28 protein-coding genes and 2 tRNA genes are annotated in these 24,990 nt (G+C 59.5%); 24 read left to right on the forward strand and 6 right to left on the reverse strand.

The window, feature by feature from the left end; genetic code table 11:
• Positions 1 to 66 precede the first annotated feature (66 nt).
• Positions 67 to 1,317, reverse strand: a complete 1,251-nt coding sequence (locus tag BMZ23_RS01475) for an OprD family porin (RefSeq protein ID WP_093471682.1) — start codon at positions 1,315 to 1,317, stop codon at positions 67 to 69.
• A gap of 266 nt (positions 1,318 to 1,583) precedes the next feature.
• Here BMZ23_RS01475 and BMZ23_RS01480 point away from each other — a divergent pair, with 266 nt between their 5' ends.
• Positions 1,584 to 2,015: an HIT domain-containing protein gene (locus tag BMZ23_RS01480; RefSeq protein ID WP_093471685.1), complete on the forward strand. Its 432-nt coding sequence runs from the start codon at positions 1,584 to 1,586 to the stop codon at positions 2,013 to 2,015.
• On the forward strand, positions 2,012 to 2,224 hold the full coding sequence (locus BMZ23_RS01485) for a SlyX family protein (RefSeq protein ID WP_093471688.1): 213 nt from the start codon (positions 2,012 to 2,014) through the stop codon (positions 2,222 to 2,224). The genes BMZ23_RS01480 and BMZ23_RS01485 overlap by 4 nt, the downstream gene beginning before the upstream one ends.
• A gap of 19 nt (positions 2,225 to 2,243) precedes the next feature.
• Here the strand turns inward: BMZ23_RS01485 and BMZ23_RS15265 are convergent, their stop codons facing one another.
• On the reverse strand, positions 2,244 to 2,861 hold the full coding sequence (locus BMZ23_RS15265; RefSeq protein ID WP_093471691.1) for a cold-shock protein: 618 nt from the start codon (positions 2,859 to 2,861) through the stop codon (positions 2,244 to 2,246).
• 171 nt (positions 2,862 to 3,032) lie between these two features.
• On the reverse strand, positions 3,033 to 3,503 hold the full coding sequence (locus tag BMZ23_RS01495; protein WP_177197187.1) for a Dps family protein: 471 nt from the start codon (positions 3,501 to 3,503) through the stop codon (positions 3,033 to 3,035).
• Between the two features lie 205 nt (positions 3,504 to 3,708).
• On the opposite strand from BMZ23_RS01495, the gene aspS reads away from it, so the two are divergent.
• From aspS to nadA, 14 genes are all read left to right on the forward strand, one after another.
• Positions 3,709 to 5,484, forward strand: a complete 1,776-nt coding sequence (gene aspS / locus BMZ23_RS01500; RefSeq protein WP_093471696.1) for an aspartate--tRNA ligase — start codon at positions 3,709 to 3,711, stop codon at positions 5,482 to 5,484.
• A 60-nt stretch (positions 5,485 to 5,544) separates the two neighbouring features.
• Positions 5,545 to 6,288 (forward strand): YebC/PmpR family DNA-binding transcriptional regulator, encoded by a 744-nt coding sequence (locus tag BMZ23_RS01505; protein WP_093471699.1) that lies wholly within the window; start codon positions 5,545 to 5,547, stop codon positions 6,286 to 6,288.
• A gap of 118 nt (positions 6,289 to 6,406) precedes the next feature.
• Positions 6,407 to 6,934 carry a crossover junction endodeoxyribonuclease RuvC gene (gene ruvC / locus BMZ23_RS01510; RefSeq protein WP_093471702.1) on the forward strand — a complete coding sequence of 176 codons (528 nt, stop codon included), beginning with the start codon at positions 6,407 to 6,409 and terminating at the stop codon, positions 6,932 to 6,934.
• A gap of 20 nt (positions 6,935 to 6,954) precedes the next feature.
• Positions 6,955 to 7,566 (forward strand): Holliday junction branch migration protein RuvA, encoded by a 612-nt coding sequence (gene ruvA / locus BMZ23_RS01515; RefSeq protein WP_093471705.1) that lies wholly within the window; start codon positions 6,955 to 6,957, stop codon positions 7,564 to 7,566.
• Between the two features lie 18 nt (positions 7,567 to 7,584).
• Positions 7,585 to 8,640, forward strand: a complete 1,056-nt coding sequence (ruvB, locus tag BMZ23_RS01520; RefSeq protein WP_093471708.1) for a Holliday junction branch migration DNA helicase RuvB — start codon at positions 7,585 to 7,587, stop codon at positions 8,638 to 8,640.
• A gap of 69 nt (positions 8,641 to 8,709) precedes the next feature.
• Positions 8,710 to 9,180, forward strand: a complete 471-nt coding sequence (ybgC, locus tag BMZ23_RS01525; RefSeq protein ID WP_093471711.1) for a tol-pal system-associated acyl-CoA thioesterase — start codon at positions 8,710 to 8,712, stop codon at positions 9,178 to 9,180.
• A gap of 4 nt (positions 9,181 to 9,184) precedes the next feature.
• Positions 9,185 to 9,856 carry a protein TolQ gene (gene tolQ / locus BMZ23_RS01530; RefSeq protein ID WP_093471714.1) on the forward strand — a complete coding sequence of 224 codons (672 nt, stop codon included), beginning with the start codon at positions 9,185 to 9,187 and terminating at the stop codon, positions 9,854 to 9,856.
• A 12-nt stretch (positions 9,857 to 9,868) separates the two neighbouring features.
• Positions 9,869 to 10,315, forward strand: a complete 447-nt coding sequence (gene tolR, locus BMZ23_RS01535) for a protein TolR (protein ID WP_093471717.1) — start codon at positions 9,869 to 9,871, stop codon at positions 10,313 to 10,315.
• Positions 10,312 to 11,331, forward strand: a complete 1,020-nt coding sequence (gene tolA, locus BMZ23_RS01540) for a cell envelope integrity protein TolA (protein WP_245748083.1) — start codon at positions 10,312 to 10,314, stop codon at positions 11,329 to 11,331. Before tolR ends, tolA begins: the two co-directional genes overlap by 4 nt.
• Positions 11,331 to 12,629 (forward strand): Tol-Pal system beta propeller repeat protein TolB, encoded by a 1,299-nt coding sequence (gene tolB / locus BMZ23_RS01545; RefSeq protein WP_093471720.1) that lies wholly within the window; start codon positions 11,331 to 11,333, stop codon positions 12,627 to 12,629. The genes tolA and tolB overlap by 1 nt, the downstream gene beginning before the upstream one ends.
• A gap of 44 nt (positions 12,630 to 12,673) precedes the next feature.
• Positions 12,674 to 13,168, forward strand: coding sequence for a peptidoglycan-associated lipoprotein Pal (gene pal / locus BMZ23_RS01550; protein ID WP_093471723.1), 495 nt, complete (start codon positions 12,674 to 12,676; stop codon positions 13,166 to 13,168).
• A gap of 4 nt (positions 13,169 to 13,172) precedes the next feature.
• Positions 13,173 to 13,958 carry a tol-pal system protein YbgF gene (gene ybgF, locus BMZ23_RS01555; protein ID WP_093471725.1) on the forward strand — a complete coding sequence of 262 codons (786 nt, stop codon included), beginning with the start codon at positions 13,173 to 13,175 and terminating at the stop codon, positions 13,956 to 13,958.
• A gap of 64 nt (positions 13,959 to 14,022) precedes the next feature.
• Positions 14,023 to 14,098, forward strand: a tRNA-Lys gene (locus BMZ23_RS01560).
• A gap of 56 nt (positions 14,099 to 14,154) precedes the next feature.
• Entirely contained in the window at positions 14,155 to 15,255 is a 1,101-nt protein-coding gene (nadA, locus tag BMZ23_RS01565) for a quinolinate synthase NadA (protein ID WP_143069544.1), read from the forward strand.
• A gap of 18 nt (positions 15,256 to 15,273) precedes the next feature.
• Here nadA and BMZ23_RS01570 read toward each other — a convergent pair whose 3' ends face one another.
• Complete coding sequence (locus BMZ23_RS01570) at positions 15,274 to 16,668, reverse strand: M48 family metalloprotease (protein WP_093472120.1); 1,395 nt, start codon at positions 16,666 to 16,668, stop codon at positions 15,274 to 15,276.
• Positions 16,669 to 16,821: 153 nt separating this feature from the next.
• On the opposite strand from BMZ23_RS01570, the gene BMZ23_RS01575 reads away from it, so the two are divergent.
• Entirely contained in the window at positions 16,822 to 17,076 is a 255-nt protein-coding gene (locus tag BMZ23_RS01575; RefSeq protein WP_093471731.1) for a sulfurtransferase TusA family protein, read from the forward strand.
• A gap of 69 nt (positions 17,077 to 17,145) precedes the next feature.
• A complete protein-coding gene (locus BMZ23_RS01580) occupies positions 17,146 to 18,228 on the forward strand; it encodes an AI-2E family transporter (protein WP_093471734.1) in 1,083 nt (360 codons plus the stop codon).
• A gap of 17 nt (positions 18,229 to 18,245) precedes the next feature.
• Here the strand turns inward: BMZ23_RS01580 and BMZ23_RS01585 are convergent, their stop codons facing one another.
• Positions 18,246 to 18,713, reverse strand: a complete 468-nt coding sequence (locus BMZ23_RS01585; RefSeq protein ID WP_093471737.1) for a peroxiredoxin — start codon at positions 18,711 to 18,713, stop codon at positions 18,246 to 18,248.
• Between the two features lie 29 nt (positions 18,714 to 18,742).
• Positions 18,743 to 19,300 carry a glycine cleavage system transcriptional repressor gene (locus tag BMZ23_RS01590; RefSeq protein ID WP_093471740.1) on the reverse strand — a complete coding sequence of 186 codons (558 nt, stop codon included), beginning with the start codon at positions 19,298 to 19,300 and terminating at the stop codon, positions 18,743 to 18,745.
• A 182-nt stretch (positions 19,301 to 19,482) separates the two neighbouring features.
• Between BMZ23_RS01590 and dapA the strand changes: the two genes are divergently transcribed.
• The 6 genes from dapA (at position 19,483) to speA (ending at position 24,990) form a co-directional block, all read left to right on the forward strand.
• Positions 19,483 to 20,358, forward strand: coding sequence for a 4-hydroxy-tetrahydrodipicolinate synthase (gene dapA / locus BMZ23_RS01595; RefSeq protein ID WP_093471743.1), 876 nt, complete (start codon positions 19,483 to 19,485; stop codon positions 20,356 to 20,358).
• Between the two features lie 38 nt (positions 20,359 to 20,396).
• A complete protein-coding gene (gene bamC, locus BMZ23_RS01600) occupies positions 20,397 to 21,497 on the forward strand; it encodes an outer membrane protein assembly factor BamC (protein WP_093471746.1) in 1,101 nt (366 codons plus the stop codon).
• Between the two features lie 34 nt (positions 21,498 to 21,531).
• Positions 21,532 to 22,245, forward strand: coding sequence for a phosphoribosylaminoimidazolesuccinocarboxamide synthase (gene purC, locus BMZ23_RS01605; protein WP_093471749.1), 714 nt, complete (start codon positions 21,532 to 21,534; stop codon positions 22,243 to 22,245).
• A 47-nt stretch (positions 22,246 to 22,292) separates the two neighbouring features.
• Positions 22,293 to 22,382 (forward strand) — tRNA-Ser (locus tag BMZ23_RS01610).
• Between the two features lie 236 nt (positions 22,383 to 22,618).
• The gene (locus BMZ23_RS01615) at positions 22,619 to 22,828 is read left to right on the forward strand and encodes a cold-shock protein (RefSeq protein WP_093471751.1); all 210 of its coding nucleotides are present in this window, start codon (positions 22,619 to 22,621) and stop codon (positions 22,826 to 22,828) included.
• Between the two features lie 242 nt (positions 22,829 to 23,070).
• On the forward strand, positions 23,071 to 24,990 hold the full coding sequence (gene speA, locus BMZ23_RS01620) for an arginine decarboxylase (RefSeq protein ID WP_093471754.1): 1,920 nt from the start codon (positions 23,071 to 23,073) through the stop codon (positions 24,988 to 24,990).

Genomic DNA, 24,990 nt, shown 5'->3' on the forward strand with positions numbered 1-24,990 from the left:
CGCTGCTGGCGGACGCAAACGAAAAAGCCCGGCACGAGGCCGGGCTTTTTCAGCTTCCTTTCTGGATTACAGCAGGTTCCAGGTGTAGGAAACGATCAGGAGGTTTTCGTCGATGTCGCTGCCGACCGAGCCTTGACGGACGGTCGCATTACGCCAGCGTACATTGACGCCCTCAAGCATGCCGTTCTGAACGGTGTAGCGCAGCTCACTGTTACGCTCCCAGCGCTTGCCATCAGAATTGCCAGCACCCATGTCGATGTTGCTGCCGCGCACATAACGCGTCATAAAGCTCAGGCCAGGAATGCCCAGTCCTTCGAAGTCATAGTCGTAACGGGCCTGCCAGGAACGCTCGTTCTTCTCTTCGAAGTCCAGAACCTGGACCGAGTTGGCCAGGAAGATAGCGCCGTCATCATAGACAAAACCAGCATCACCGCTCATGCGCTGGTAGGCAGCAGTGACAGCATGGTGGCCGGCACCCAGAGTGAAGGCCAGCGAGCTTGCCTTGTTCTGGAAGCTGTTGCCGGACGGGCTGTCATCGGAGGTGTGGTAGTGGGCCAGATCGCTGGTCAGACTTAGGCCGTTGCCCAGGTCGGCGGTGTGGGTGGCGCCGAGGAAATGACGCTTCCAGCCCTTGTCCATTTTGGAGGTGTACAGGCTGGCGCTCAGGTTTTCAGCGAAAGCATAGGTGCCGCCCAGATAGGTTACCTTGTTGGCATCAGCTACTACTGCACTTACCTTGCTGGATTCGCTGGAATCATCCATCTCACCGCGCTTGTTCATGCGGCCAGCTTCGACAAACAGGCCGTCGATCGAGCTGTTGGTGATGCTGTAGCCCTGGTAGTGCTGGGGCAGCAGACGGGCGTCTTCATAGGCAACGACCGGGTTCTCCGGGAAGTGCACGCCATAGCGCAGGGTGGTGTCACCCAGAATGTTGGCCTTTACTGCGCCACGGATTTCCGAGTATTCGCTGTTGGCGCGACCGTTGTTGCCCATTTCCAACAGGCGGGTGCCAGTGCGGCCCTTGCCGCTGTCAACCTTGAAACCGGCGGAAGCTACAACGTCAGCACCCAGGCCGATCGGGCCTTCGGTAAAGCCGGACTCGAAGTTCAGCAGGAAGCCGGTACCGGTTTCTTCGGCCTTGCTTTGATCGCCGCTGGCGGCGTTGCGGAAATCACGATTGAAATAAACGGTGCGGTTGCTCAGGGTGGCGGAAGCGCCTTCGACGAAACCTTCGCCGGCAACAGCCTGGCTGCTGATCATGGCGTTGCCCATGGCAACGGCCAGAGCGATGGAACTCCACTTCACGGTGTTTTTCATATTGTGCTCCTTGGGAAAAATCCTGTTGGTTTGGAACCCGTTATAGTTTTAGTTGTCTATTAACGTTAATCCATCTTTCACGAAAATGCCAAGTATCTGTGCGGCAGTTCGTGAATAATTGTGGCGACTCATGCCATTACGCCATCTTCTTGCAGTGATGCTGCAAGGCTTTCCCGCCCTTGCAATGGTGTGCATTCTACCGCAAAACAGCGCCTGTTTCGGGTGAATCAGTATATTTTTACAACCTTGTTATCAGAGAGGTGTCCATGTTCAGTCTGCATCACCAGTTGCTTGCCGATTGCCGGAAAGTTGGTCGTTTTCCCTTGTCTTTGCTGTTGTTGATGAAGGATGCCCAGTATCCCTGGTTCATTCTGGTGCCCCAGCGCGAGGATGTCAGTGAGATATTCCAGTTGAATGCGCTTGATCGCCGGCAGCTGCTGGATGAGTCCTGTCATCTGGCAGAAGTTCTTAAAGATGTATTTGCTGCGGACAAGCTGAATATTGCCGCGCTGGGTAATATGGTGCCGCAATTGCACGTGCATCACGTGGTGCGTTATCGCAGCGATGTGGCCTGGCCTGCACCTGTGTGGGGGCGTCTGCCGGTGGCTGAGTGTGACGAGCAGTTGATTGCCCAGCGTATTGACCGTCTGCGTGGTGTGCTCGGATTGGGTTTTGTTTTCTCTGGGGAGCGGACATGAGTGCAGAGTATGAGGCACGGATTGCCGAGCTGGAGATGCGGCTCAGCTTTCAGGAAGATACGCTGCAGGCGCTGAATGATGCACTGGGGCACCAGCAGCTGGAGATTGACCGGATGCGAGAGATAGTGCGTCTTATGATGCGTCGTCAGGAGGAATTGGCCGGGGCCATGCCTGAGGATGTGGTCGAGGAGCGGCCGCCACACTATTGATGGCGGCCCCTCGGTCGGGTCACCTGATCCGTATGTCCAGCAGTATCACGTCTTCTGCTTGTACGCCCTTGTCGTTGGGCACGGCAAGGAATTCGACCCGTTCGCCCTCATTGAGGCTGCGTACGTCCGGGTCACGCAGGGAACGGAAGTGCACGAACACATCAGATTGACCGTCGCGGCTGATAAAGCCAAAGCCCTTGCTGCTGTTGAACCATTTCACCATACCCTGCTCGCGCGGGGTGCTGGTACGGGCACTGCGGGGCGTCGTGCTCTGGCTGCCCTGGGGAATGCTTGACCATACCAGTCCGGTACAGACGCCCAGGGCGCTTAGCAGGGCGGCAAAGGCCAGAACGGCAGTAACCTGACTGCCAGCCAGATCCAGGGCGGCACTGATCGGGCCCAGCGCGCCCAGTATCAGCAGTAGTGCCTGGGCGTTGCCGGCCAGTTGTGCGCTGCGTGGGCTGCCGCCTGTGATGCGTACCAGCAGATTCTGCAGGCACAGCAGGCCGGCAAGGATGCCGCTGAGCGCAATGGCGCTGCCGTTGGCAGGGGTAAAGTCAAAGCTGGCACAAAGGCCGAGCGTAAGGCTGCCGAGACCGGCGGCCAGAAGGGTGATATGGCGGATTGTCATTGTCATATAGGGTATGTCGAGTCTGTTCTGGCCGGCGTTGGCCTGCCGGCATGTTCACGGGAGTAGCAAGCTCTGCCTGCAATGGCAGGCGGCGCAATGTAACCCGTTTCGCCAGCTGACTCAAAGTGTCCGCACTCACGCGGGGTGTGGTGATGCGTAAGTGCGGACCGGGTGAGGTTAGCCTTCGAGCAGGCTGCGCAACATCCAGGCGGTTTTTTCATGCACCTGCATGCGCTGGGTCAGCAGGTCGGCGCTGGGCTCGTCGCTGGCTTCATCACACACCGGGAAAATGCTGCGCGCGGTGCGTACGCAGGCTTCCTGACCTTCCACCAGCAGGCGGATCATTTCCTTGGCTTCGGGAACGCCTTCCACTTCCTTGATCGAACTGAGCTCGACGAACTGCTTGTAGGTGCCGGGGGCGGCAAAGCCCAGGGTGCGGATGCGCTCGGCGATCTCATCTACCGCCAGAGCCAGTTCGTTGTACTGGGTTTCGAACATCAGGTGCAGGGTCTGGAACATCGGGCCCTTGACGTTCCAGTGAAAATTATGGGTCTGCAGGTACAGGGTGTAGGTGTCGGCCAGCAGTCGCGACAGACCCTGGGCAATGGCTGAACGGTTGGCTTCGCTGATGCCGATATCGATTTTCATGCGTCTCTCCGCGTTGCTGGACATATCAGACGAGTATAGGGCCAGAACCTTGCAACTCAAGGGGGTGCGACAAGGCGCAGCGCCGAGTGTCGCGAAGTGCGGCGGGTTTCGGGTATATTACCCGGCTTTATTGACAGTGCGGATGCCGCAGGGGCGACAGCTTCGGCAGGGCATTCGAATCCAAGCCTACAGGACAGCCAACACCATGATGCGTACCCACTATTGCGGCCAGTTGAACGAGACGCTGGCGGATCAGGAAATCACTCTCTGCGGCTGGGTGCACCGTCGCCGCGACCATGGTGGCGTGATCTTTCTGGATATCCGTGACCGCGAGGGCCTTGCCCAGGTGGTGTTCGATCCGGATCGCGAGGAAACCTTTGCCAAGGCTGACCGGGTGCGCAGCGAGTATGTGGTCAAGGTTACCGGCAAGGTGCGCCTGCGCCCCGAGGGTGCGCGCAACCCGAACATGGCATCCGGTGCCATCGAGGTGCTGGGTTACCAGCTTGAGGTGCTGAACCAGGCCGAAACCCCGCCGTTTCCGCTGGATGAATACAGCGATGTTGGCGAGGAAACCCGTCTGCGCTACCGCTTTATCGATCTGCGCCGCCCGGAGATGGCGGCCAAGCTGAAGCTGCGCTCGCGCATCACCAGCAGCGTGCGTCGCTATCTTGATGACAATGGTTTCCTCGATGTGGAAACGCCGATCCTGACCCGTGCCACCCCGGAAGGCGCGCGCGATTATCTGGTGCCCAGTCGTACCCACGCCGGCAGTTTCTTCGCCCTGCCGCAGTCGCCGCAGCTGTTCAAGCAATTGCTGATGGTGTCCGGTTTTGATCGTTATTATCAGATCGCCAAGTGCTTCCGCGACGAGGACCTGCGCGCCGACCGTCAGCCTGAATTTACCCAGATCGACATCGAAACCAGCTTCCTCGACGAGCAGGACATCATCGGCCTGACCGAAGGCATGATCCGCAAGCTGTTCAAGGAGGTGCTGGATGTCGAGCTGGGCGACTTCCCGCACATGCCGTTCTCCGAAGCCATGCGCCGCTACGGCTCGGACAAGCCGGATCTGCGCATTCCGCTGGAGCTGGTGGATGTTGAAGACCAGCTGAAGGATGTCGATTTCAAGGTGTTCGCCGGCCCGGCCAATGATCCCAAGTGCCGGGTTGCCGCGCTGCGGGTGCCGGGTGGCGCGAGCATGCCGCGCAAGCAGATTGACGATTACACCAAGTATGTCGGCATCTATGGTGCCAAGGGTCTGGCCTACATCAAGGTCAATGAGCGTGCCGCCGGCGTCGAGGGACTGCAGTCGCCGATCGTCAAGAACATCCCGCTGGACAATATCAATGTGATCCTCGACCGCGTCGGTGCGGTGGATGGCGACATCGTGTTCTTTGGCGCCGACAAGGCGAAGATCGTCTCCGAGGCACTGGGTGCCCTGCGCATCAAGCTTGGTCATGACCTGAACCTGCTGACCTGCGAATGGGCGCCGATGTGGGTGGTGGACTTCCCGATGTTCGAGGAGAACGACGACGGCTCGCTGTCGGCCCTGCACCATCCGTTTACCGCGCCGCAATGCAGTCCGGAAGAGCTCAAGGCCAATCCGGCCACCGCCCTGTCGCGCGCCTACGACATGGTGCTGAACGGCACCGAACTGGGTGGCGGCTCGATCCGTATCCACCGCAAGGACATGCAGCAGGCGGTGTTCGACATCCTCGGTATCAGCCCCGAGGAGCAGCAGGAGAAATTCGGCTTCCTGCTCGACGCGCTTAAGTACGGTGCGCCGCCGCACGGTGGTTTGGCCTTTGGTCTGGACCGTCTGGTGATGCTGATGACCGGCGCCAGCTCGATCCGCGAAGTGATTGCCTTCCCGAAAACCCAGAGCGCTGCCTGTGTGATGACCCAGGCGCCAGGCCTGGTCGACAACAAGGCCCTGCGTGAGCTGCATATCCGTCTGCGTGAGCAGCCAAAGGCGGAATAAAGGCAGCGGCAAGCGGCAAGCCGTTGTCGCTTGTCGCTGAGTTTCTGACAGGAGTGAGTCATGGCCGGTCATTCCAAATGGGCCAATATCAAGCACCGCAAGGCAGCCCAGGACGCCAGGCGCGGCAAGATTTTCACCAAGCTGATCCGTGAACTGACGGTGGCTGCCAAACTCGGTGGGCCGCTGCCGGCGGATAACCCGCGCCTGCGCTCGGCGGTGGACAAGGCGCTGACTGCCAATATGACCCGTGACACCATCGATCGCGCGATTGCCCGCGGTGCCGGCAGCAACGACGCCGACAGCATGGAAGAGCTGACCTACGAGGGCTATGCCAGTGGCGGGGTGGCGGTACTGGTTGAGGTGATGACCGACAACCGCAACCGCACTGTCGGTGAAGTGCGGCATGCCTTCAGCAAGTGCGGCGGTAACCTGGGCACCGATGGCTCGGTCGCCTATCTGTTCAGTCGTCGCGGCCAGATCGGCTATGCGCCGGGTACGGATCTGGATGTGCTGCTCGAATCCGCGCTGGAAGCCGGTGCCGAGGATGTGCTGGAGCATGACGACGGCTCGCTCGAGGTGTTGACAGCCTTCGAGACCTTCGGTGCAGTCAAGGATGCCTTGGATGCGGCGGGTTTCACTGCCGATGGTGCCGAGGTGGCAATGATTCCGGCGACTACCAGCACCCTGGATCTGGAGACTGCACAGAAGGTGCTCAGACTGGTTGATATGTTGGAAGACCTTGACGATGTGCAGAATGTCTACACCAACGCCGATATTCCGGCAGACGTGATGGAGCAGTTGTAGGAAGGCTGGCAGGTATCAGGCTTTTCTTCTGCCATCTCTCAGCGGCGCTGGACAGCGCCAAAGCGCACACTGATCACGCTTTCAGCTTTCAGCTTTCAGCTTTCAGCCAAGGACCCTCATGCCACTGATTCTCGGAATTGACCCCGGCTCGCGGATTACCGGCTTCGGCATCGTCCGCGAACAGGGCGGGCAGTGCGAGTACATCACCTCCGGCTGCATTCGCCTGGGCGAAGCCGAGTTCCCGCAGCGGCTGAAGATGATTTTCGAACATCTGGGCAGCCTGATTGCCGAGTACCGCCCCGAGGTGCTGAGCATTGAGCAGGTGTTTATGGCGCGCAACCCGGACTCGGCGCTGAAGCTCGGTCAGGCGCGCGGTGCGGCGATAGTCGCGGCGGTGCATGCCGGTCTCGAGGTGCGCGAGTATACTGCCCGGCAGGTCAAGCAGGCGGTGGTCGGGACCGGCGCCGCGGACAAGGCCCAGGTGCAGCATATGGTGACCCAGTTGCTTGGACTGTCCGGCACGCCACAGGCGGATGCCGCCGATGCGCTGGCAGTCGCCCTGTGCCATGCCCATTCGCTGGGCCTTCAGCAACAACTGGGTGGCGGCGTGCTGGGCCTGCGTGGCGGGCGCATCCGGCGCCGCTGAATCACAACAAGGAGACCCGGGTGATCGGACGACTCAGGGGCGTGCTGCTGGAAAAGCAGCCGCCGCATATATTGCTGGATGTGCAGGGGGTCGGCTACGAGCTGGATGCGCCGATGACCACCTTCTACAGCCTGCCGGCGCTGGGCGAAACAGTGACCCTGCATACCCATCTGGTGGTGCGCGAGGATGCCCAGTTGCTCTACGGCTTTGCCGACAAGCGCGACCGCGAGATTTTCCGTGAGCTAATCCGCCTCAGTGGCGTTGGCCCCAAGCTGGCGCTGGCGCTGATGTCCGGTCTGAGTGCTGACGAGCTGGTGCGCGCGGTTCAGGCCCAGGACAGCCGGGCGCTGGTACGGGTACCCGGGGTTGGCAAGAAAACCGCCGAGCGCCTGTTGATCGAGCTGCGCGACCGCTTCAAGGCCTGGGACAGTCTGCCCGATAGTCTGCGCGGTTTGACCCCGCAAGCCATGCCCGTGTCGCCCCCCAGTCATGCCAATGATGCAGTCAGCGCGCTGATCGCGCTGGGTTACAAGCCGCAGGAGGCCAGCCGTGCGGTGGCAGCGGTGGAGGAGGAGGGACTGAGCAGCGAGGAGTTGATTCGCCGCGCACTCAAGGGCATGGTGTCAGCCTGAACAGTACAGGGGTAGTCCATGATTGAGCAGGATCGGCTGATTGCCGCCACACCACGCCAGCAGGAAGAGGTGATCGACCGGGCGATTCGTCCGTTGCGCCTGCATGACTATATCGGTCAGCCGGTGGTGCGCGAGCAGATGGAATTGTTCATCAAGGCCGCCAAGGGGCGTGGCGAGGCGCTTGACCATGTGCTGATCTTTGGTCCGCCGGGACTTGGCAAGACTACCCTGGCCAACATCATTGCCGCCGAAATGGGCGTCAAACTGAAAAGTACCTCAGGGCCTGTTATCGAGCGTGCGGGCGATCTGGCCGCCATGCTGACCAGTCTGGAAGCCGGCGATGTGCTGTTTGTAGACGAAATTCACCGCCTGTCACCGGTGGTCGAGGAAATCCTCTACCCGGCGATGGAGGATTACCAGATCGACATCATGATCGGCGAAGGCCCGGCGGCCCGTTCGATCAAACTGGATCTGCCGCCCTTTACCCTGGTCGGCGCCACCACCCGCGCCGGCATGCTGACCAACCCGCTGCGCGACCGTTTCGGCATAGTCCAGCGCCTGGAGTTTTATGGCGTCGAGGATCTGGCCACCATTGTCAGTCGCTCCGCCGGTATTCTCGGCATGCGCATCGAGGCGGAAGGCGCCATTGAGGTGGCCCGTCGCTCGCGCGGCACGCCGCGGATCGCCAACCGTTTGCTGCGCCGGGTGCGCGACTTTGCCGAGGTGCGCGGCGAGCCGCTGATCTGCCGGGCCGTGGCGGACAAGGCGCTGAATCTGCTGGATGTTGATGAGCAGGGGTTCGATCATATGGATCGGCGCCTGCTGCTGACCATGATCGACAAGTTTGATGGCGGGCCGGTCGGCGTTGACAGCCTGGCTGCAGCCATCAGTGAGGAGCGGCATACCATCGAGGATGTGCTTGAGCCCTACCTGATCCAGCAGGGGTTCATCATGCGCACACCGCGTGGACGGGTGGTGACCCGGCATGCCTACCTGCATTTCGGACTGAAAGTGCCTGGGGGACGTGCCGAGTTGGCTGCTGACCTGTTTGAAGGTAATCAGGATCACGGTTAGCGATAGAAAAATATAATTCTCAAAGGGGCTTGCACCCCACTAGGCAAACCCGGGGGTTGGCTCTACATTATGCGCGCTGAGAAACAGGGGCTGCCGTTCGCGCTGACAGCCCGCGTCTATTTCGAGGATACCGATGCCGGTGGCATCGTCTACTACGTCAATTACCTGAAGTTCATGGAACGGGCGCGAACCGAACTGGTACGTTCTCTGGGCTTTGACCAAAGCGTTCTGCAACGGGAAAACATCATCTTCGTCGTCCACTCGGTGGCGGCGCGTTACCATGCGCCCGCGCAACTGGATGATGAACTTGTGGTGACTGCTGCGGTCTTGGAACTGAAGCGCGCCAGCGTACGTTTTACCCAGCGGGTAACGCGTGCGGATGGCCAGTTGTTGTGTGAGGGGGAGGTGCTGGTGGCCTGTGTAAGTGGCGACCGCTACCGTCCAAGAGCGATTCCGGCTGCATTGGTCGAGGCTTTTGCCTCGACCATTGTGGTCAATGAAGTTGAAGCCGAACGGGGAGAGGCAGAGCGTGCAAGCTGATCAAATGTCGATGTGGCACCTGATCGCCAGCGCCAGTGTTCTGGTGCAGCTGGTGATGCTGACACTGGTGCTGGCATCGGTGGTGTCCTGGGTGATGATCTTTCAGCGCAGTCAGGCCATACGTGCGGCAAAGACCTCGCTGGATGATTTTGAAGAGCGGTTCTGGTCAGGTGTTGATCTGGCCAAGCTGTATCGCCAGGTTACCGGCAAGCCCAACGAGGATTCGGGGCTTGAGCAGATATTCCGTGCCGGCTTCAAGGAATTTTCGCGCATGCGCCAGCAACCAGGGGTTGACCCGGATGCGGTGATGGATGCGGTGCAGCGTTCGATGCGCGTGGCGATTTCCCGCGAGGAGGAAAAGCTTGAGCAGCATCTGCCGTTCCTTGCCACGGTGGGTTCCACCAGTCCCTACATCGGCCTGTTCGGTACCGTGTGGGGCATCATGAACTCCTTCCGAGGGCTGGCCACCGTGCAGCAGGCAACCCTGGCCACGGTGGCTCCGGGTATTGCCGAGGCGCTGATCGCCACAGCCATTGGTCTGTTTGCGGCAATTCCGGCGGTTATCGCCTACAACCGCTTCTCGGCCCGTTCCGAGATGCTGATCAGCCGCTACTACACCTTTGCCGACGAGTTTTCCAGCATTCTGCACCGTCGTGTGCACGCTGGCGACGAGTAACCGGGAGCGCACATGCAGGTTCAGGGCAGACGCCAGAAACGCAAGCCGGTCGCCGAAATGAACGTGGTGCCTTACATCGACGTGATGTTGGTGCTGCTGGTGATTTTCATGGTGACCGCGCCCATGCTCAATCAGGGCGTCAAGGTTGATTTGCCGCAAGTGTCCAGCGAAGTGTTGCCATCCGACACTAACCAGCAGGTGCTGACCCTGTCGGTGCTGGCTGACGGTACCTTCTTCTGGAATTTGGGTGAGGCGGTGGATACCGAGAACCAGACCGATGCAGCCATCAGCCTTGAGCAGATGACCGATGGCGTTGGCAAGATCATGCGGGCCCGGCCGGATACCCTGGTGTATATCCGTGGTGACCGTGAGGCCAACTATGGCGTGGTAGTGAGTGCCATGGCGGCGTTGCAGGGTGCCGGTGTTCCCAATGTCGGACTGATCACCGAGGCCCCGTGAACAGACGCGACGCACCTCCGCCGCCGGGTAACAGTCTGGGCGGTCCGCTGCTGAAGTCGATCGGATTGCATCTGGTGGTGATTCTGATGCTGTTTGTATCCTTTACCTCGGCGCCGGAGTTCGAGCCGGCACGGCCGATTGTGCAGGCTACGTTGGTGCAGCTTAATGCACAGAGCCCGGCTACCACGCCGACTGATCAGCGTATTGCGGGTGAGGCCGAGCGCACAGCAGCAAAGCGTCATGAGGCCGAAGAGCTGGCCAAACAACGCCAGCAGCAGGAAGCGGAGCGCAAGGCCGCCGAGCAAAAGGTGGCGGAACAGGCTGCGCAGCAGCGCGAGCAGGCTGCTGCCGCAGAGGTGCGTAAAAAAGCCGAAGAGCAGAAGAAAGCAGAAGAACAGAAAAAGGCCGAAGAGCAGCGCAAGGCAAATGCTGAGGCAGCTCGCCTGAAGGCGGCTGAGGAGGCCAAGCGCAAGGCTGAAGAAGATGCCAAACGCAAGGCGGCCGAGGAATCCAAACGCAAGGCAGAGGAAGAGGCCAAGCGGAAAGCGGCGGAAGAGGCCAGGCGTAAGGCTGCCGAGGATGCCAAGCGCAAGGCAGCCGAGGACGCACAACGCAAGGCGCAGGAAGATGCCCGGGCACGGGCGCTTGCCGAGTTGCTGGCTGACGAGACGCAGTATCAGCGCGCCCCGGCCGAGCAGTTTGGTGAGCAGGTGGCGGCCAGCTATGACGACCTGATCCGCCGCTATGTGAGTGAGCAGTGGCGGCGTCCGCCGACCGCGCGTAATGGCATGGTGGTACGAGTTCGTATCAGCATGTTGCCGACCGGGCAGATCACCGATGTGGTGGTGGTACGCTCCAGCGGCGACGCGGGCTTCGATCAGTCAGCGGTTCAGGCCGTGCGCAACGTGGGACGCATACCTGAGTTCCAGCAACTGTCGCGTGACGACCCGGCCGCATTCAATCGTCTGTATCGGCAACGCGAACTGGTATTCAAACCCGAGGATCTGGATTTCTGATGAAACAGTACATCCGTAGCCTGATGACACTGGCAGCCTTGCTGCTGGCGCAGATGGTAATGGCCCAGGAGGCCATCGAGATTACCCGTGGCACCGATCGGCCGACACCCATTGCCGTGGTGCCCTTCGGTTGGCAGGGGGCTGCACCCCTGTCCGAGGATCTGGCCCAGATCACCGCCAATAACCTGCGCAATACCGGCATGTTTGCGCCCTTTGCCCGGGAAAACATGCTCAGCTACCCGACCCGTGCCGAGGAGATCTTTGCCCATGACTGGCGCATGTTGGGGGTGGAGTTTGTCGTGGCCGGCCGTATAACCGGGACTGCCGAGCGCTACGAGCTCAACTATGCGCTGTACAGCGTGGCGCGTGAAGAGATACTGATGACCAAGGTGGTCAGTGGTACCCAGGCGCAGCTGCGTGATATGGCGCACCACTTGAGCGACCAGGTGTTCGAGCAGATTACCGGTATTCGCGGTGCTTTTAGTACCAAGATACTCTACGTAGCTGCCGAGCGTTTTTCGGTGGACAATACTCGCTACACGCTCCAGCGCGCTGATTACGATGGTGCCCGTGCGGTAACCTTGCTGCAATCGCGTGAGCCGATCCTTTCGCCCAGTTATTCGCCGGACGGGCAGCGGATCGCCTATGTGTCCTTCGAGTCGCGTCGTCCGGAAATCTTTGTGCACTGGATCGCCACTGGTCGGCGTGAGCGCATTACCAGCTTTGAGGGTTTGAATGGTGCGCCGGCCTGGTCGCCGGACGGCGAGCGCCTGGCCTTTGTGCTGTCGCGTGATGGCAACCCGGAAATCTATGTGATGCATCTGGGCACCCGGCAGATGCAACGTGTTACCAATCATTTCGGCATTGATACCGAGCCGGCCTGGATTGATAACAATACGCTGGTGTTTACCTCGGACCGGGGTGGCCGGCCGCAGATCTACAAACAGGACTTGCGCACAGGCAGCAGTGAGCGTTTGACCTTTGTTGGCAACTACAATGCCAACGCCAAGTTGTCCGTTGACGGTCGTACCATGGTGATGGTGCACCGGCAGGATGGTTACAGGAATTTTCATATTGCCACGCAAGACCTCAAGCGCGGCAATCTGAGGGTTTTAACAGAAACGTCATTGGATGAGTCGCCTACTGTTGCTCCCAACGGCACTATGTTAATTTATGCCACCCGTCAACAGGGGCGGGGTGTTCTCATGCTGGTGTCAACCAACGGCCGTGCGCGTTCGGAAATTCCGACGCCGTTCACGGACCTGCGCGTACCATCATGGTCCCCATACCTGCCATAGGGGTGATCAACACAAACCATATGGGGTTTTCTCAGGAGTCTATGATGCAAGTTATCAAGTTCGGCAAGTTCGCAGCTCTGGTTGTGGCTTTTGGCGCGGTAGTAGGTTGTTCCTCCAAGGGTGGTGATGCAGCCGGTACCGGTGCCATCGACCCGAACGCTGGTTACACCGGTTCCGCCGTTGACAGCAGCCTGAGCAGCGAAGAAGCGGCACTGCGTGCCATCACCACTTTCTACTTCGAGTTTGACAGCTCCGAGCTGAAGCCCGAAGCCATGCGCTCCCTGGACGTACACGCCAAGGATCTCAAGGCCGCTGGCAACCGTGTAGTACTCGAAGGTCACACTGACGAGCGTGGCACCCGCGAGTACAACATGGCTCTGGGCGAGCGTCGTGCTGCTTCCGTACAGCGCTACCTGGTTCTGCAGGGCGTGTCTCCGGCTCAGCTGGAACTGGTCTCCTACGGCGAAGAGAAGCCGGCTGCTCTGGGTTCCACCGAGGAAGCCTGGGCTCAGAACCGTCGTGTAGAGCTGCGCAAGTAAGATCATGAATATGTTCCGTGGAGTCGTGCTGGCAGCTGTCATGCTGCCGTCGCTGGCATTGGCACAGGTACCTGTGTTCGATGCCGGGGGTAACCGCCAGGGTAGCGTTGCCGGCTCCCCGGGACAGATTCAGCCGCAGATGGCTGGCCTCTCTGCCGAGGGCCAGCTACTGCAACAGCTGTATCAGCTACAACAGGAAGTTTCCATGCTGCGCGGCCTGCTGGAAGAGCAGGAGCATCGTATCCAACGCATGGAGCGTGATCAGCTGGAGCGTTATCAGGACCTTGATCGTCGTCTGGCCGGCGGAGGCACTTCTTCCGCTGCACAATCACCTGCTGCTGCAGGAAGTAGTCAGACCTCTGTCGCCGAATCTCCGGCCGACACTGCCCAGGGCAGTGCTGCCGCCACGCCGGATCCCGAGCGTGAAAAACTGATGTATGAAGCCGCCTTCGATCTGGTCAGGGCGCGAGATTTTGAAAAGGCGGTAACCGCCTTCACCGCCTTCCTGCGCCGCTATCCGGATAGCGAGTATGCCGGTAATGCCCAGTACTGGCTGGGTGAGGTGTATCTGGTGCAGAACGATCTGGATTCTGCCGGACGTGCCTTTGCCGGGGTTCTGAGTCGTTATGCCGGGCATCGCAAGGAAGCTGACGCCATGTACAAGCTGGCAGACGTCGAGCGCCGACTCGGTAATACTGACAAGGCGCGAGAGCTGTACCGCGAGGTTCTGTCCAGGCATGCCGGGACTACTGCGGCCCAACTGGCACGCCGCGATCTTGACGCGCTGTGATTCGGGCAGCTGTAAAAAAAGCTTGAGTTCAGTCGAAAAATCAGTACCATAGCGCGCATTCGAAGGGTCGTTAGCTCAGTCGGTAGAGCAGTTGGCTTTTAACCAATTGGTCGTAGGTTCGAATCCTACACGACCCACCATTTTCTCTCGCACGCCTCTCCCTGCCTCTTTCTGCTCGGTACGCCAAAGCGTTGGCGTGCGTGATACCATCAGCTCACCTTTGCAATGGGTTGAAATCATGTCGCAGATTCCCGAGCGCCTGCTGGTTCAGGCCCATCTTGATGCCAAGCAGCCCAGACCTCTGAGCGATGCCGAAACCGCTGATTACAAGGCGCGTATCGCTGAAGCCCTGCAGCGCCACAATGCTGTGTTGGTGGCTCATTACTACACCGATCCGGTACTGCAGGCGCTGGCCGAAGAAACCGGTGGCTGTGTCTCCGATTCGCTGGAAATGGCCCGTTTTGGCAAGGAACATCCGGCAACCACGCTGGTCGTTGCCGGGGTCCGTTTCATGGGTGAAACGGCAAAGATTCTGAGTCCGGAAAAGCGCATCCTGATGCCGACCCTTGAGGCTACCTGTTCGCTCGATCTAGGTTGCCCGATCGACGAATTCTCGGCTTTTTGCGATCAGCACCCGGAGCGGACCGTGGTGGTTTATGCCAACACCTCGGCGGCAGTCAAAGCGCGTGCCGACTGGGTGGTGACCTCAAGTTGCGCACTGGATATCGTCAATCATCTGATGGATCGTGGCGAAAAAATCCTCTGGGCACCCGATCAACATCTCGGCGACTATATCCAGCGTCAGACGGGTGCTGACATGCTGCTCTGGCAAGGCTCCTGCATTGTGCATGAGGAGTTCAAGGCCAAGGCGCTGCTTGATCTGAAAAAGGTCTGGCCGGAGGCGGCGATACTGGTGCATCCGGAATCACCGGCGTCGGTGGTCGAGCTGGCTGATGTGGTTGGTTCGACCAGCCAGTTGATCAATGCCACGCGAACCTTGCCGAATCCGGTGTTCATTGTGGCTACCGATCGCGGCATCTTCTACAAGATGCAGCAGGCTGCCCCTGATCGCCGGTTGATCGAGGCGCCGACCGCAGGTGATGGTGCTACCTGCCGAAGCTGTGCCAACTGCCCCTGGATGGCAATGAATACCCTGCCTCGGGTGTTGCAGAGTCTGGAGCAGGGTAGTGACGAGATATTGGTTGATCCGCAACTGATTCCGCGTGCGGTGTTGCCGCTGCAGCGCATGCTCGACTTCACCCGTCAGCGCGGTATCAGCAAGCCGGGCAACGCCTGAGGGCGCTGCCCGGGTCGCTCAGAACCCCTTGATAACTTCACGCAAGCGCTCCAGCTCCTGCTGGCGCGCACGTATGCGTGCGTTGTGCACGAAGTTGTCACCAGAGCGTCGAAGCGCCAGATCCAGTTGCTCACCGGCCTGGGCCAGATCGCCGGCGAGCATGAAGTATTCGGCGCGGGCGCTGTGCACGCCAACAATGTTGCCGGCCAGGCCGCGAATCTCAGCCGCCAGATACCAGACATCCGGATCCCCCGGGCGTAGCCCGGCGAGCCGGTCGATGACCTGTTCTGCCTCGCGGTGACGCTGGCTGGCCATCAGCAGGTCGGCCTTGATAAACAGCAGCGGGAAATGCCCCGGATGCTCTTCCAGCAGGCGATCTGCATGCGCCAGAGCCTGTGCATGCAGTCCGCGACCGGCTTCCAGTTCGATTTGGGCATAGCGGATGATCAGATTGCCGGGCTCTGCAGAAAGCAATTGCTGCAGTTGCTGCTCGGCCTCGTCAAACTGGCTGGCGCGCAGCAGCGCCTGCATCAGGCCGTAGCGTGCTGCGTGGTGCTGTTCGCCATGTTCCTCAAGTTGGGCGCGGAAACGCTGCGCGGCTAATCCGGGGCTTTGCTCATAGAAAAGCTGCATCCGGGCGCGCAGCATCTGATAATCCAGGCTGTCGCGCCGGCCGCCACCGCCCAGCTGTTCGGCACGGTTACGCGAGTCGGCAATGCGTGATTGGCTGACCGGGTGGGTCAGCAGAAATTCTGGTGGCGTGCGATCAAACCGGCTTAGCTGCGACAGCCTTTCAAACATGTCCGGCATGGCGCCGGGGTCGTAGCCGGCCTGGCGCAGGTTGAGCAGGCCGATGCGATCCGCTTCCTGTTCGTTCTGCCGTGAGAATCGCCGCTGTTCCTGGATGGCTGCGGCCTGGGTGGAAGCCAGTGCAGCAAAACCGGCATCACCGCCGCCGCTGGCAGCCAGCACTACGCTGGCGAGCATGGCGGTCATCAGCGGTATTCGCATGCGCTGCTGGTGTTCGAGGTTGCGGGCAAAATGGCGCTGGGACAGGTGCGCCAGTTCGTGGGCCATGACCGAGGCGAACTCGGATTCGCTGCGTGCATGCAGGAACAGGCCGCCATTGACGCCTATCACGCCGCCAGGCGCGGCAAAGGCATTCAGTTGCGAGCTGTTGATCACCACAAAGGCCAGGCGTCGATCTTCCAGCTGGCTGGTTTGCACCAGATGGTAAACATGTTGCTCCAGATAATCCTTCAGCAATGGATCATCCAGGGTTCGAACGGCACCGCGCAGCATGGACAGCCAGGCGCGACCGAGCTGGTATTCCTGCTCGCGGGACATGATCGAGGCGCTGGTGTCGCCCAGTGACGGCAGATTGAATTCGCTCTGGGCAACGGCTGTCGACATCCCGGCAGTCCCTGCGACCAGCAGTCCGCCACCCACCAGCACGGCTCCCGCAAAATGTCTGAAACCCATGGTTACCCTTGACTCCCGCCTGTTGTATTGTTTGTGGCCCCCGCAGGGGGGCTATACTTGGCCATCCCTGTCCGGAGATTCTGCATGACCGATGTTTCTGTTGACCATCCTTTCGACCAGCAGCTTGATGCGCGAGAACTGGCTTGCCCGTTGCCGTTGTTGAAGGCCAAGCAGGCGATCAGTGGCATGCAGGTCGGTCAGGTGCTCTGGCTGCTGGCAACCGATGCCGGTTCGCAACGGGACATCCGGCGCTATGCCGAGCTGTCGGGGCACATTCTGGAAGCCAGCGAGACCTTTGACGGCGAATTCCACTATTGGTTGCGCAAGAGCGGTGACTGAATGTTGCACCAGACCGCCTGTCTTTGGCGGCCTTCATGATCGACGCTGGACGGAACGAGTTCAATCACCATGATCAAGGTTTTTCAAAGCTGGATGCACCGCTACTTCTCCGATGAGGAGGCCGTGGTGCTGGCTGTGCTGCTGCTGCTGGGTTTTACCGTGATCATTGGTTTCGGTGGCAAGCTGGCGCCATTGCTGACCGGCCTGGTGCTGGCCTACCTGCTGCAAGGGCTGGTGCAGCAACTCAAGCGCTGGAACCTGCCGCACTGGCTGGCCGTATGGGCAGTGTTCATGTTGTTTCTTGGTGGTTTGGCAACGCTGTTTGGTGTGGTGGTGCCGCTGGTCTGGAAGCAGATCATCAACCTGTTCAACGAATTGCCACGCATGCTGGCTGAATGGCAGAACCTGCTGATGCATCTGCCGGAGCGCTATCCGGCCTTTATTTCCGAAGAACAGATAGAGCGACTGGTTCGCTCGGCGAATGCCGAGGCCGGCCAGTTCGGTCAATGGCTCTTGTCACAATCGCTGGCCAGCTTGCCGATGTTGATGAATATCCTTATCTATCTGGTTCTGGTGCCGATTCTGGTGTTCTTCTTTCTGATGGACAGCCAGAAGATCAGTACCTGGATCAGTGAGCACCTTCCGCGCCGGCGTCGTCTGGTCACCGTGGTATGGGAAGAGGTGAACCTGCAGATTGCCAATTACATACGTGGCAAGGTTATCGAAATTATCATAGTCGGCGCTGTCACCTATGTGTGCTTTACCGTGCTGAACGTCAATTATGCGGCCTTGCTGGCGGTGCTGGTCGGACTGTCAGTGCTGGTGCCCTATATCGGTGCGGCTGTGGCGACTATTCCGGTCGCGTTGATCGGTCTTTTCCAGTGGGGGCTGGGCAGCGAGTTCATGGTGCTGATGGTGGTGTATGCCGTGATCCAGGCCCTGGATGGCAATGTGCTGGTTCCTGTGCTGTTTTCCGAGGCAGTCAACCTGCATCCGATCGCAATTATTGCGGCGGTGCTGATCTTTGGTGGCTTGTGGGGGTTCTGGGGGGTGTTCTTTGCGATCCCTCTGGCAACGCTGTTCAAGGCGGTGCTCTATGCCTGGCCGAGGGGTGTTGAGGCAGCGGTAGAGACGGCCGACAGCAGTAGCTGAGGGCCGTCAGTCGGGGGTCAGGCAAGCTGGCGGACGGCCTCCAGGACCTCGTCAACGTGTCCGCTGACCTTGACCTTGCGCCACTCGTGGCGCAGAACACCTTCACGGTCGATGATAAAAGTACTGCGTTCAATGCCTTCATATTGCTTGCCGTACATCTGCTTTTGTTTGATCACGTCGAACAGGCGGCAGAGTTGCTCGTCAGCATCGCTGATCAGCTCGAAGGGAAAGCCGTGCTTGCTGCGGAAACCTTCGTGAACCCGCAGGCTGTCCTTGGAGATGCCGTAGATAACGGCGCCGGCCTGCTCAAAGTCGGCGTGGCGGTCTCTGAAGTCCTGGCCTTCGGTGGTGCAGCCGGGCGTGTTGTCCTTGGGGTAGAAATACAGCACCAGAACCTTTCCCTTGAGTCCGCTCAGGGATACCTGTTGGCCGGACGTGGCGGCAGCGCTGAAGTCAGGTGCCGGCTGGTTGAGGGTAATGTTCATCTGTTCTGTCTCCTGTTGTGTTCGGGCAATCAGTGCAGGGGGCGCCAGGGTTCGATCACTGCATCCAGATTGAGTTCATCACAGAAGTCGAGGAATTGCTCGCGCAGCCAGCTGAGTTGGGTGCGAACCGGGATGGCGATGGTCAGCGTCAGGTTGATCATCGGCGTGCCGGTGTGCTGGGCCTGATAGGTAAAACTGAAGAACTCCTCGATGCTGATTTCCAGCTGGCTGAAAAAGCCGCACAACTCGGCGAGCAGCTCGGGGCGCTGAACAGCGGTGACGAAGACGTTGTAGGGAAGCGCCTGGGGACGTTCGTCTGGAACCTGACTGCGGTTCAGCGACAGCTGAAAATGTTCGCGGCGGGCCATGGCTGGCAGCAGGCTTTCCAGTCTGGCCAGGGCGTCCCAGTTGCCGCTGACCTGCAGCACCAGCACAGCACAGTTACCGTGCTGACTGAGGCGGCTGCTGATAATCAGGCAGCGCTGCTCCATGCACAGACGGGTCAGCAGCGAGGCCATGCTGCCGGGCTGGGCGCCGGTCGCGGTGATCACCAGAAACTGTTCCCGTGGGCTGGGGGTGGTTGACATGCAGATCCTCGTTAATCAAGCCGGTGGACAGGGCAAGGGCCTGTGCGCAAAGCGCCCTATTCTCACAGTCCTGTCGTCAGGGTTCAACCGCCATTGGCGCGGCTTTCCGCATGGTCGCTCCCTTGTGCTGCTCGCATGGGCTAAGTACCATTGCGCTTTAACGTTTCAACTGGAGCAGTTGCATGATCTCAGGCAGCCTGGTGGCGCTGGTAACTCCCATGGATTCCCGGGGCGGGCTGGATTGGCAGGCGCTTGAGCGTCTGATCGACTTCCATCTCGAGCAGGGCACAGACGGCATAGTTGCGGTAGGCACCACCGGCGAGTCGGCGACGCTCGGCATGGATGAACACAAGGTGGTAATCCGCCGTGTGGTAGAGCAGGTCAACGGACGCATTCCGGTCATTGCCGGCACCGGCGCCAACTCTACCAGTGAAGCAGTGGAGTTGACCGAGGCTGCACGCAGTGTGGGCGCGGATGCCTGTCTGCTGGTCACGCCTTACTACAACAAGCCGACCCAGGAAGGTCTGTTCCAGCACTTTCAGCATATAGCCAGAGCAGTAGCCATTCCTCAGATCCTCTACAACGTACCCGGGCGCACGGCCTGTGACATGCTTCCGGAAACCGTCGAGCGTCTGGCGGGTATCGAAAATATTGTTGGTATCAAGGAAGCTACCGGTGACCTGCAGCGCGCGCGTGAACTGATTGATCGTGTCGGAGAAAAGATTGCCGTGTATTCCGGTGATGATGCTACCGCCGTCGAGCTTATCCTGATGGGCGGCAAGGGCAATATCTCGGTGACTGCCAATGTAATGCCCAAGGCCATGCATGAACTCTGTGCGGCAGCACTGGCGGGTGATGCCGAAACTGCCCGGCGCATCAACGAACAGCTGATGCCGCTGCACAAAATGCTGTTTATCGAATCCAACCCGATTCCGGTGAAGTGGGCTCTGCAGCAAATGGGCCTGATCGGTGAAGGGATGCGCTTGCCCCTGACGCCCCTGAGTGCCCGTTGCCATACACCCGTGCTGGATGCCCTGCACCAGTGCGGTGCTCTGTGAAACGATTGACCGGCTCCATCTTCAGCAAGGAAATACCTATGAAACCGCTGGTGCGAATTCTGGCCCTGACTGCTGCTGGCAGCCTGGGTGGTTGTGGCTATCTGATGGGTGAAGACGGATTCTTCCGTGATCGAGGCAGTGATTACCAGCTGGCTGAAGTCCAGCCGCGCATGAGCATTCCTGCCGGGCTCGAGGCCCGACCAACGGGTGATCTGTTGCCGGTGCCCGGCGAAATTCGTCAGGGCGATGGCAGCAAGTTTGTCATGCCGCGTCCACAGCCCCTGCTGGTCAGTGCCGACAGCAGCGAGTTCAGTCTGCAAGAGGATGGTGCCAGTGTCTGGTTGCTGGCGCAGCGCACGCCGGTGGACAGCTGGCCGCTGGTGCGTCGTTTTGCCAGCGAATACCAACTGCCTGTTGTGCGTGAGGATGTCCGTCTGGGCGAGTTGCAAACTGACTGGATCAATTTTTCCGCCAGCTCTGACAACCCGCTGGCGCGGCGTATCCAGCCGCTGCTCGGCGAGCGTCGCCGCAACAACGAGCTGCAGCGTTTTCACATCCGTATTGAGCCCGGCGTGCAGCGCGGCACCAGTGAAATCTTTGTGCGCCAGATGCAGTCCAGCACGGCCGTTGAGCAGCCCTGGCCGGAGCGTTCTGCCAATCCGGCGCTTGAGCGCGCCATGCTTGCCGAACTGGAAAGTTACCTGAATCAGAGTGGTGATGTTGATGCCGCTTCGTTGGTTGCGCGGCAGCAAGGCGCAGCCAGTTCACGCGCCACCCTTCAGCAGGACGGCGCCGGTAACCCGGTGCTGCGCATAGACAGCGATTTCAATCGTGCCTGGGCGGCAGTAGGGGATGCCTTGCAGCGATCCGATATCCTGGTCACCGACCTTAACCGTTCTTCCGGGGTCTATTACGTCGATCTGGACGCTAGCGCTGACAAGGCAAAACAGCCCGGTCGCATTGCTCGCCTGTTCCGGCGCTCAGCCAGCAAGGATGACGCCAGTGATTCGCGTCTTCAGGTGCGTCTGACTGCTGTCGGCAACCGTGTGGATGTCAGTGTTGAGCGTAGCATCGATCAGGCTGCCGATCCGCAGCAGGCTCGTACCTTGCTGCAACGCATAGAAACAGCCCTGAACTGAGCCAATCTTATCCAGCCCCTTGCGGAGCCGAGCAATGGAAAAACGTACAGAACTTTATCGCGGCAAGGCCAAGTCGGTATTTATCACCGATGATCCTGATCGCCTGATCCTGCTGTTCCGCAACGATACCTCTGCCTTTGACGGCAAGAAGATCGAGCAGCTCGAACGCAAGGGCATGGTCAACAATCGTTTCAACGCCTTTATCATGCAGAAGCTTGAGGAAGCCGGCGTGCCGACCCAGTTCGACAGCCTGTTGTCTGACACGGAATGCCTGGTGAAGAAGCTGGAGATGATTCCTGTCGAATGCGTGATGCGCAATTACGCGGCTGGCAGCCTGGTCAAGCGACTGGGCGTGGAAGAGGGTATTCAGTTGAGTCCGCCAACCTTTGAGTTGTTTCTCAAGGACGACGCGCGTGGTGACCCCTTTATCAATGCTTCCCACGTATTCGCTTTTGGCTGGGCGACGCCGGCACAGCTGGCGCGTATGGAAGAACTGACCCGCACGGTCAACAAGGTTCTCACGGATCTGTTCGACCAGGCCGGGCTGCTGTTGGTTGATTTCAAACTCGAGTTTGGTCTGTTTCATGGCGAAATTGTTCTGGGCGACGAATTCAGCCCGGACGGTTGTCGCCTATGGGACAAGCAAACCCGCAAGAAGATGGATAAGGACCGCTTCCGTCAGGGCCTCGGCGGGGTCATCGAGGCCTACGAGGAAGTAGCCCATCGTCTTGGCGTGGAGCTTGGTTGAAAGGCTTTCATAGCATCAGGTAAAACTGCTATGATTCGCGCCGACTTGGAGAGATGCCGGAGTGGTCGAACGGGACGGATTCGAAATCCGTTGTACGGGTAACCGTACCTAGGGTTCGAATCCCTATCTCTCCGCCATTTAAAAAGTCTTGCAAATCAATGGTTTGCAAGGTTTTTTTTGTTTTTAGGAAAAATAAAGCTATGCAGCGGGTGTAAACGCTGTATGCTTGTCCCAGCTTGAAAGTCAGTCTCTAGTTCAGATCTCCACTTCGTCGTATCGCTCGCATACATCGTCCTGAAGTTTCTCAGTTACAGTCTTCTCTCCAGCCTTACCGGTCAAACGACCACATTTTTATTTATTCAGGATGCATATCATGTCAGCTACCGTTACCGGAACCGTCAAGTGGTTCAACGAAGCAAAGGGTTTTGGCTTTATTCAACAGGCCAGTGGTCCGGACGTTTTTGCCCATTTCAGCGCTATCGCTGGCAATGGTTTCAAGACCCTGGCTGAAGGCCAGCAGGTCGAGTTTCGTCTGACCCAGGGCCAGAAAGGCCCGCAGGCAGAAAACATCGTCGCTATCTGAATCCTTCCCCTTCGGGGGCAGGCAGCTACGCGATAGCGGCAGGATGCACCTCCTGCCGAACAACAAGGCCCGGCATATGCTGGGCCTTGTTGCGTCAGGGGGTGTGCTTTTGAATGGTAACTGTCAATCCGCTTTGGCGGGTAACTGACTCTCGGCATTAGTGCGCCAATACGCTACCCTGTTTTGCATAGGAGTCTGCCCCGCCGGTGCAAGCGGACCTGTTTTTTTGCCAAGAGGTTTTCATGGTTTCACCACGACGTTCCCGCAAGGAAGATGCCAGCGCCTGGACGGTGGCCGACAGCCGCAGTGTCTACGGCATCCGCCAGTGGGGTGCTGGGTATTTCGGCGTTAATGAGGACGGGCATGTCGAGGTGCGGCCGCACGGTGCCGAGAGTGGAGCCATCGACCTGCACCGGCTGGTTCGTCAGTTACGTGACAGCGGGCTGGATCTGCCGCTGCTGATCCGTTTCCCGGATATCCTGCAGGACCGCGTACGCCAGCTGACCGGTGCCTTTGACCGGCATATCGCCGAGCAGGGCTACCAGGCCAGTTACACCGCACTCTACCCGATCAAGGTCAACCAGCAGGAGGCGGTGGTCGACAACATCATTGCCACCCGTGATGTATCCATTGGTCTGGAGGCGGGCTCCAAGCCGGAACTGATGGCGGTATTGGCGCTGGCGCCGCGCGGCGCGACCATTGTCTGCAACGGCTACAAGGACCGTGAGTTCATTCATCTGGCATTGATTGGCCAGAAGCTTGGGCACCGGGTGTTTATCGTTATCGAGAAGGAATCCGAAGTCGAGCTGGTGATCGAGGAGGCCGCCGCGCTGCAGGTCGAGCCGAATATCGGTCTGCGTGTGCGGCTGTCATCGCTGGCGTCCAGCAAGTGGGCCGATACCGGTGGCGAGAAGTCCAAGTTTGGTTTGTCTGCCGCCCAGTTGCTTCGGGTCATTGAGCGATTTCGCGCGGCTGGCTTGCAGCAGGGTGTGCGTCTGCTGCATTTTCACATGGGTTCGCAGATTGCCAACCTGGCTGACTACCAGCAGGGCTTTCGTGAGGCGATTCGCTTCTTTGGCGAGTTGCGTTCGCTGGGATTGCCGGTGGATCACATCGATGTTGGCGGCGGGCTGGGGGTGGATTACGACGGCACCCACTCGCGCAATGCCAGCTCGATCAACTACGACATTGGTGAATATGCCCACACCGTGGTTACCATGCTGCGCGAGTTCTGCGACCAGCAGCAGTTGCCGCACCCGCATATTTTCTCGGAAAGTGGCCGGGCGCTGACCGCCCACCATGCGGTGTTGATTGTTCAGGTCACCGATGTCGAGCGGCACAACGATACCCTGCCACCCATCGACCCGAGCGAAGAACTGCCCCAGTGTGTGAGTAATCTGGTGGCGCTGCTGGATCGACACGATATCGAACTGGTGACCGAAACCTACTGGCGGGCCACCCACTACATTGGTGATGTATCCGCCCAGTACGCCGAAGGGCGGGTCACCCTGGCGCAGAAGGCGCTGGCCGAGCAGTGCTACTACGCCCTGTGCAACCGACTGCATGCACAACTCAAGGCCCGCCAGCGCTCGCACCGTCAGGTGCTGGACGAACTGACCGACAAGCTGGCAGACAAGTACATCTGCAATTTTTCGGTGTTCCAGAGCCTGCCGGATACCTGGGCGATTGATCAGGTGCTGCCGATCATGCCACTCAACCGGCTCGACGAGGAGCCGTTGCGGCGGGCGGTACTGCAGGACCTGACCTGCGATTCGGACGGCAAGATCAGTCACTACGTCGATGAACAGAGCATCGAGACCAGCCTGCCGGTGCACGAGTTGCGCGAGGGCGAGGATTATCTGCTCGGGGTGTTTATGGTCGGTGCCTACCAGGAAATCCTCGGCGACATGCACAACCTGTTCGGTGATACTGACTCGGTCAACGTGTTCCTGCGTGAAAACAGCCGGATCGAGCACGAGGGCATCGAGACCCACGACACCATTGAGGACATGCTGCGCTATGTGCACTTTGAGCCGGACGAACTGGTCAGTCGCTACCGCGACAAGGTCGGCGCAGCCGGTCTGAATGCCGCGCAGCGTACCCGGATCATGGATGCGCTGCGCCTTGGCCTGACCCGTTCGTCCTATCTGAACGCCGAGTAA

The organism is Halopseudomonas yangmingensis (assembly GCF_900114825.1).
Classification (GTDB): Bacteria; Pseudomonadota; Gammaproteobacteria; order Pseudomonadales; family Pseudomonadaceae; genus Halopseudomonas; species Halopseudomonas yangmingensis.

Coding starts and splice junctions, on each gene's coding strand:
- BMZ23_RS01475 (WP_093471682.1), bottom strand. CDS start 1,317: ATGAAAAACACCGTGAAGTGGAGTTCCATCGCTCTGGCCGTTGCCATG.
- BMZ23_RS01480 (WP_093471685.1), top strand. CDS start 1,584: ATGTTCAGTCTGCATCACCAGTTGCTTGCCGATTGCCGGAAAGTTGGT.
- BMZ23_RS01485 (WP_093471688.1), top strand. CDS start 2,012: ATGAGTGCAGAGTATGAGGCACGGATTGCCGAGCTGGAGATGCGGCTC.
- BMZ23_RS15265 (WP_093471691.1), bottom strand. CDS start 2,861: ATGACAATGACAATCCGCCATATCACCCTTCTGGCCGCCGGTCTCGGC.
- BMZ23_RS01495 (WP_177197187.1), bottom strand. CDS start 3,503: ATGAAAATCGATATCGGCATCAGCGAAGCCAACCGTTCAGCCATTGCC.
- aspS (WP_093471696.1), top strand. CDS start 3,709: ATGATGCGTACCCACTATTGCGGCCAGTTGAACGAGACGCTGGCGGAT.
- BMZ23_RS01505 (WP_093471699.1), top strand. CDS start 5,545: ATGGCCGGTCATTCCAAATGGGCCAATATCAAGCACCGCAAGGCAGCC.
- ruvC (WP_093471702.1), top strand. CDS start 6,407: ATGCCACTGATTCTCGGAATTGACCCCGGCTCGCGGATTACCGGCTTC.
- ruvB (WP_093471708.1), top strand. CDS start 7,585: ATGATTGAGCAGGATCGGCTGATTGCCGCCACACCACGCCAGCAGGAA.
- ybgC (WP_093471711.1), top strand. CDS start 8,710: ATGCGCGCTGAGAAACAGGGGCTGCCGTTCGCGCTGACAGCCCGCGTC.
- tolQ (WP_093471714.1), top strand. CDS start 9,185: ATGTCGATGTGGCACCTGATCGCCAGCGCCAGTGTTCTGGTGCAGCTG.
- tolR (WP_093471717.1), top strand. CDS start 9,869: ATGCAGGTTCAGGGCAGACGCCAGAAACGCAAGCCGGTCGCCGAAATG.
- tolB (WP_093471720.1), top strand. CDS start 11,331: ATGAAACAGTACATCCGTAGCCTGATGACACTGGCAGCCTTGCTGCTG.
- pal (WP_093471723.1), top strand. CDS start 12,674: ATGCAAGTTATCAAGTTCGGCAAGTTCGCAGCTCTGGTTGTGGCTTTT.
- ybgF (WP_093471725.1), top strand. CDS start 13,173: ATGAATATGTTCCGTGGAGTCGTGCTGGCAGCTGTCATGCTGCCGTCG.
- BMZ23_RS01570 (WP_093472120.1), bottom strand. CDS start 16,668: ATGTCGACAGCCGTTGCCCAGAGCGAATTCAATCTGCCGTCACTGGGC.
- BMZ23_RS01575 (WP_093471731.1), top strand. CDS start 16,822: ATGACCGATGTTTCTGTTGACCATCCTTTCGACCAGCAGCTTGATGCG.
- BMZ23_RS01580 (WP_093471734.1), top strand. CDS start 17,146: ATGATCAAGGTTTTTCAAAGCTGGATGCACCGCTACTTCTCCGATGAG.
- BMZ23_RS01585 (WP_093471737.1), bottom strand. CDS start 18,713: ATGAACATTACCCTCAACCAGCCGGCACCTGACTTCAGCGCTGCCGCC.
- BMZ23_RS01590 (WP_093471740.1), bottom strand. CDS start 19,300: ATGTCAACCACCCCCAGCCCACGGGAACAGTTTCTGGTGATCACCGCG.
- dapA (WP_093471743.1), top strand. CDS start 19,483: ATGATCTCAGGCAGCCTGGTGGCGCTGGTAACTCCCATGGATTCCCGG.
- bamC (WP_093471746.1), top strand. CDS start 20,397: ATGAAACCGCTGGTGCGAATTCTGGCCCTGACTGCTGCTGGCAGCCTG.
- purC (WP_093471749.1), top strand. CDS start 21,532: ATGGAAAAACGTACAGAACTTTATCGCGGCAAGGCCAAGTCGGTATTT.
- BMZ23_RS01615 (WP_093471751.1), top strand. CDS start 22,619: ATGTCAGCTACCGTTACCGGAACCGTCAAGTGGTTCAACGAAGCAAAG.
- speA (WP_093471754.1), top strand. CDS start 23,071: ATGGTTTCACCACGACGTTCCCGCAAGGAAGATGCCAGCGCCTGGACG.